This is a genomic window from Streptomyces sp. NPDC111507, from assembly GCF_055638955.1.
Genome location: NZ_JBVKBU010000019.1, coordinates 192444 through 198443, shown reverse-complemented (window position 1 = coordinate 198443; position 6000 = coordinate 192444). Strand labels below are relative to the sequence as shown.

7 protein-coding genes are annotated in these 6000 nt (G+C 69.8%); 4 read left to right on the top strand and 3 right to left on the bottom strand.

From position 1 onward, the window contains the following. The first annotated feature begins 485 nt into the window (after positions 1–485). A complete protein-coding gene (locus ACZ7M2_RS44870) occupies positions 486–1103 on the top strand; it encodes a TetR/AcrR family transcriptional regulator (RefSeq protein WP_471600202.1) in 618 nt (205 codons plus the stop codon). Positions 1104–1324: 221 nt separating this feature from the next. Here ACZ7M2_RS44870 and ACZ7M2_RS44865 read toward each other — a convergent pair whose 3' ends face one another. Further along, positions 1325–1720, bottom strand: a complete 396-nt coding sequence (locus ACZ7M2_RS44865) for a VOC family protein (RefSeq protein ID WP_471600201.1) — start codon at positions 1718–1720, stop codon at positions 1325–1327. 290 nt (positions 1721–2010) lie between these two features. Further along, positions 2011–2874 carry an oxidoreductase gene (locus tag ACZ7M2_RS44860; RefSeq protein ID WP_471600200.1) on the bottom strand — a complete coding sequence of 288 codons (864 nt, stop codon included), beginning with the start codon at positions 2872–2874 and terminating at the stop codon, positions 2011–2013. A gap of 150 nt (positions 2875–3024) precedes the next feature. Here ACZ7M2_RS44860 and ACZ7M2_RS44855 point away from each other — a divergent pair, with 150 nt between their 5' ends. From ACZ7M2_RS44855 to ACZ7M2_RS44845, 3 genes are all read left to right on the top strand, one after another. Continuing rightward, positions 3025–3930: an NADP-dependent oxidoreductase gene (locus ACZ7M2_RS44855; RefSeq protein ID WP_471600199.1), complete on the top strand. Its 906-nt coding sequence runs from the start codon at positions 3025–3027 to the stop codon at positions 3928–3930. Between the two features lie 81 nt (positions 3931–4011). Beyond that, positions 4012–4482, top strand: a complete 471-nt coding sequence (locus ACZ7M2_RS44850; protein ID WP_471600198.1) for a ketosteroid isomerase family protein — start codon at positions 4012–4014, stop codon at positions 4480–4482. A 304-nt stretch (positions 4483–4786) separates the two neighbouring features. Further along, complete coding sequence (locus ACZ7M2_RS44845; protein ID WP_471600197.1) at positions 4787–5002, top strand: hypothetical protein; 216 nt, start codon at positions 4787–4789, stop codon at positions 5000–5002. Here the strand turns inward: ACZ7M2_RS44845 and ACZ7M2_RS44840 are convergent. Then, complete coding sequence (locus tag ACZ7M2_RS44840; RefSeq protein ID WP_471600211.1) at positions 4975–5748, bottom strand: polysaccharide deacetylase family protein; 774 nt, start codon at positions 5746–5748, stop codon at positions 4975–4977. The genes ACZ7M2_RS44845 and ACZ7M2_RS44840 overlap by 28 nt on opposite strands. Positions 5749–6000 lie beyond the last annotated feature (252 nt).

Here is a 6000-nt window from a genome sequence, read left to right as displayed (position 1 = left end):
ACACGCTGGAACAACTCCCACAACCCGTCCGGCACCAGACGCTCCACCATCAGCACACCGACAGACTACCCAACCCACCAATTGAGATGATCTCTAAGTGGAGCAGCCGGCCCGGTGCGGAGGCGCTGAAGATCCTCCTGTGCTCCCTTCCTCGCATGCCTTGGCAGAGTTCCCGCCTCGACACCCGCTTCAGGAGTGGGATCGAATCCTTGTCGGGAGTTATGGGCCTTGCCGTGTGGTGCTGTTCTCGCTGATCAGCGCCGTGCGCGGCATGGTGTTCCCTGTCGTGCTGGACGGCGTGTCCGCGGCCTTGCGCTCACGCATCGCTCACGCGGCCCACCCCGATGGCGGGTCCGACCTCCCCGGTCGCCCCGGCCGCGCAGAGGCCGCCCCGGGGACACCGCGCGTAGCGCGCGTGATCGAAGTCCGACATCTCGCGAGTACTTATCGCACGATGTGTATGATTGTTGGGTTAGGGTGACTTCATGTCCTCGACGCCCGTCCACCGCCGTCGGCCGACCCTGAGCAACCCGCGTGTCCAGCGCACCCGCGCCCGCATCATGACCATCGCGCGGGAGCTCTTGCCCGAGGTCGGGCCGACCGGACTGAGCTACGCCCTGCTGGCGGAGCGGGCCGAGGTCACCCGCCAGACGGTCTACCGGCACTGGCCCAGTCGTGCCGCTCTGCTTCTCGACCTCATCCTCGAAGGGCCTGACTTCGGCGACTACCCCGAGCCGGGCAGCGATGTGCGCGCCGTGGCCACCGCGTGGCTCAGAAGTCTGCGCAGCGGCACCAGCGATCCTGCGACCCGCACCGCCGTCCTCGCCGTCACCGCCCACGCCGACCACGACTCCGACAGTGCCCAGGCCCTCTCCCGTCTCATCCAGGACCGGCACGCGGCCCTGAACACGCTGCTGGAACCCTCGGGAGTCCGGATCAGCGACGACGAGTTCACCATGCTCTACGGGCCCGTCCTCGCCCGGCTCCTCCTCGACCGCGGCCAGGTCACCGACACCTTCGTCAACGCCGTCGTCACCCAGTGGCTCACCACCCTGGAACGCGCAGGCAGCGCGCCTCAGCCACACGCCCCGACCGAGACCTGAGCACAGGCGCACGCGACCACCACCGGGCCACCCCGCCTCCCGGCGACCCCGGTGCTCACGAAGCTGCCGCGAAGCGGCAGGCACCGGTACAGACGCTCCATCTCGTCCAGGTCACGCCGGCCCGCGTGAGACCCTGCTCCTCCAGCAGGGCCTGGCGGAGCCGAAGTGGCAGGCGTGGGCGGCATCCGCGACGGGTACGTGGCGTGGATGCCGCGCCCGCCTCATGGGGTGTCGCCGTAAGGCGTGGTCATGAACTCGGCCAGGACCGTGCCCCCGGGGTCGAGGGTGTAGAGGCCACGACCGCCGTAACCGTGGTTGATCTCGCCCTCGACGGACCTGGCGGGGTTCGGCCAGAACGGGATGGAGTTCTTCTTCAGGCGCGCCAGGACCGCGTCGAACTCCTCGTCGGTCACGAGGAAGGCGACGTGGCTCTCGTTGATGCGGTCATGGGGGACCAGGTCGTCGGCGAAGTCGATGCCGACGTTGTTCGACGTGGCCACCTGGGTGAATCGACCCCAGTCGACGGGGGTGGGGGCAGCCATCAGGTCGGCCAGGAACGCGGCGGACTGCCGCCGGTTGCGGCAATGGACGATGATGTGGTTCAACTCGTTCGCCATTTCAGCTCCTTGAGTATGCGAGTGGCCCGCCGCCCCGGCAGCGGGGCCGGGATCACGGGCCCCACGGCAGCGATTCGACGAGCCGGAGGTCGAAGCGCATCCGGCTCGCGTCGTGGATCCGCGCCACGCACGGGGCTCGCCCCAACGGCCCGGCGCTCCTGCCCCGACAACTCACGGGTCCGCTCGAAGTCGGGCTTGCCGCGATACGTCCGCAGTCGGCCCTTCGCTGCCATGTGCGGCTCCTTCCCCGTGTCCGCCTCGCAGGCCCGGGGGTACCGGGCCGGGCCGGTTCAGCCCGCGATGCCGTCCAGCTCGGCGACCGCGTCGTCCGGCAGGACCATGCTCGTGGCGGCGATGTTCTCCTTCAGGTGCCCGGGGGAGGAGGTGCCGGGGATGAGGGCGATGTTCGGCGAACGGCGCAGCAGCCAGGCCAGCGCCACCTGCTGGGGCGAGGTCACCAGCCGGGCGGCGACCTTTGCCAGCGTCTCGGACTGCAGCGGGGTGAAGCCGCCGAGTGGGAAGTAGGGCACGAAGGCGATGTTCGCGGCCGCCGTGCGCTCCACCAGGGCGTCGTCCTGCCGGTTGGCCAGGTTGTACAGGTTCTGCACGCTCACCACGGGTGCGATCGCCAGGGCCTCGTCGAGCTGTGCGGCGGTCACCGTGCTCAGCCCCAGATGGCGGATCAGCCCCCGCTCGCGCAGCTCGGCCAGCGCGCCGAACTGCTCGGCCAGCAAGTCGTCGTTCGGGGCGTCCGCGTCACCCAGCCGCAGGTTGACGACGTCCAGGGCCTCCAGGCCGAGGTTGCGGAGGTTGTCGTAGACCTGCGCCTTCAGGTCCTCGGGGTGCCGGGACAGCATCCAGCTGCCGTCGGCTCCGCGGCGGGCGCCGACCTTGGTGACGATGTGCAGCTCCTCGGGGTAGGGGTGCAGGGCCTCCCGGATGAGCTCGTTGACGACCACGGGTCCGTAGTAGTCGGAGGTGTCGATGTGCGTGATGCCCGCCTCTACCGCCGCGCGGAGCACCGCGAGCGCCCGGGTGCGGTCCTTCGGCGGGCCGAATGCGTTCGGCCCGGCCAGTTGCATGGCGCCGTAGCCGACGCGGGTCAGGGTCAGGCCGTCGACCGGGGTGATGGTGCCGCCGAGCTGTGCAGTCATGTCGTACCTCTCAGGATGTCCGGGTCACCACTGTCGTTCCGGTGGTCCCGCTTGTTAATCATACGCCCTGTGTGATACACCGGAAGTAATCACACATGCTGAATGATTCAGTGATGGGGATGGCATCCCCTTCGTTTCCAGGAGCTTTTGATGTCTGTTGCGATCACCTACTCCGCGTACGGCGCGCCCGACGTGCTGACCCTGTCCGACGTCCCGACGCCGCGGCCCGGTCCGGGCCAGGTCCGCGTCCGGGTCCGTGCCGCCGCCGTCAACCCCATCGACCTCAGGGTCCGCTCCGGCGGGATGGCGAGGGTCATGCCGGTCGAGTTCCCGGTGTTCCCCGGCCAGGACGTCGCCGGGGTGGTCGACGAGGCGGGCGAGGGCACCGGTTTCTCGCGCGGTGACGAGGTCTTCGGGTCGGTTCATTTCGGCGGCTACAGCGAGTACGTCCTGCTGGACCGGCCGTTCGCCAAGCCCAAGGAACTGTCCTTCGAGACCGCGGCGGCCATGATCACGGTCGGTGAGACCGCCTACCGGGCGCTCGAACACCTCGGCATCTCGCCCGGGCAGACCCTGCTGGTCCACGCCGCGGGCGGCGCCGTCGGCGCTGTCGCGGTGCAGCTGGCCGTCGCCCGCGGTGTCACCGTGGTCGGCACCGCCGGCGAGCACGACCTCGACCGCGTGCGCAAGCTCGGGGCCACTGCGGTCCGCTACGGCGAGGGCTGGGCCGAGCGGGTCCGGGCCGCCGTTTCGGAGGTGGATCACGTGCTCGACACCGCCGGTGTGGGTGTCCTCGCCGACTCCGTCGCCCTGACCGGTGATGCCGCGCGGGTCCTCACCATCGCCGACCTGACCTTCGCCGAGCACGGTGTGCGCATCACCGGACTCGACCCGGCCGACCGGTTCCCGCAGGCCCTGCCCCTGCTCGCCGACCTCGTCGCCGGCGGCAGGCTGGAGGTGCCGGTGTGGCGCACCTTCCCCCTCAGCGAGGCCGCCAAGGCTCACGCCGAGATCGAGGCCGGCCACAACAGGGGCAAGGTCGTCCTCCTTCCCTGACCCGCCGGCCACCCCCGCCGAGACGCCTGTCGCCCGGCGGGGCCGGCGCCCACTTCAGCACCACAAGAAAGCGAACCGAAAATGACCACCCAGACCGCGACCCCCGGCGCCGACCTCGTCCGGATCGTCCAGGCGTACTACGACGCCGTCGACTCCAGGGACGCCGCCCGCGTCGCCGACACCTACCTCGATGCGCCGACCACGACGCTGCAGTTCAACGCCGACGACCCCATCGTGACCACCGAGGCCATCAAGGAGTTCACGGCAGGGTTCTTCCGCATCGTCTCCGTCAAGCACACGATGATCGACATCTGGACCACCCCGCTGATGGGTGACGTCGTACCGGTGAATCTGGCGCCTGAGCGGTCCGCCTCGACCCTGACCGTGGTGTCCACCGCCCTGCCGACCTTCTCCGTCGACACGGGCTCAGCGGTGAATCGTCTCGCGCTGCCCGCGACCTCGATCTTCACCATCGACATCGCGTCGGGGAAGTTCGTCTCGGTCCACAACATGTTCGACATCACCAAGGTCTACGCCGCCCTCAGCGGCTGAACCGGTACCGACACCGACGCGCCACGTGTGGATGTCGGCTGGACCCGAGGCGGCCCACGTCACAGGGCGGTACCGCAGAACCCCAGCAGACATGGGGAGCCCTGTCAGTACCTGTGGCAGTGCGTTCCCCAGGGCCGTGAGCTCCGGCTTCCTGGACAGGGGCGGCGGATGCGGGTATCGGTTCCGCCCGGCGAGCGAACGCTCCCGCGACGGCACCCTGCTCCTGGACGGCGGCTTCACCGCCCCCTGAACCCGCCCACCCCGTACGCACTACGCAAGGAGGGGTGCGGTCGCGCTCCAGCCGGTGCGAGGCCAGTCGATCGGCTCACAGCGGTCCTTCGGGAGGATCTCGCTCTACGAGCCGAGTGCCTTCGGTGACACCGCGGGCCACACGGGCAACGACTTCCGCGCGGCCTATGCCTACAAGCTGACGTCCGACGGCGTCACTTACGCCCAGGCCTCGGCCCTCGACAGCTTCCACGCACTGACATTTCAGCGCACCGGGAAGCCGAAGGAGTAGCCCTGCTCCTTGAGTCGGGGGAGGATACGGCGCAGGGCCTCGACGGTCTGGGCGCGATCGCCTCCCGCGTCGTGGAAGAGGAGTGTTGGCCCGCCCGGCAACTCCCGCTCGACGGTGGCGACGATGGCGTCCGTACCAGGCCGCTCGAAGTCCTTGGTGTCCACGTTCCAGCCCAGCGGGCGCATGCCACGGGAGGCGGCGAGCGTGCGGCTGTACGGGGTGAACGCCCCGCCGGGCGCCCGGTAGTACATCGGCCGTACGCCCCCGGACGCCTCGGTGATCATGCGTTCGGCGTCGAGGATCTGCTGCGACTGGTAGGCCTGGGACTTCTTGTCCATGGTGGTGTCGTGCGACACCGAGTGGTCGCACAGCCGGTGCCCGGCAGCCACCACCTTCTTCACGAGGTCCGGGTGGGCCTGCGCCTGCGTCCCGACCATGCAGAACGTGGCCTTCACCCCGTACTCCCGCAGCACGTCGAGAACTTGAGGGGTCCATACGGGGTCGGGGCCGTCGTCGATGGTGATGTTGACGCCGCGCGGCCCCTTGTCCGAGGCATGCGCGATGGTCACCGCGACCGCCTTGACGCCACTGCCCGGCGCGGCCGACGCGGTCGCCTTCGGCGACGAACCGCCCACGGCCTCGGCCTGCGCGGCCCACATCGAGGCACCGGCGGCGAGCAACGCCACCCCGAGCGCCGCGCCGAGCACTTTGCCGTACCAGCCCTGGTTGCCGCCGTGCCGCGCCATGTCCGCCCCGCTTTCCCGCAGTTCCTCGCCGATTCCTTGGTCACCTCGCGACCAACTGACAGGACGAAGAGCGGCGGCCACGGGATGCGTCCGTTACCGATCAAGGACAATCCCGGGGTGTTTCCCGGACAACCGAGCGAGCAGCGGGCGAACCCGAGCCGCTCGGCCCGATCCCGTCCGTCCTCCTCCCCCCCGGCACTCGCACGTGTCCAACCGGGGTGGCCCGCCGGAGCCGACATACCAGCCCCAGGC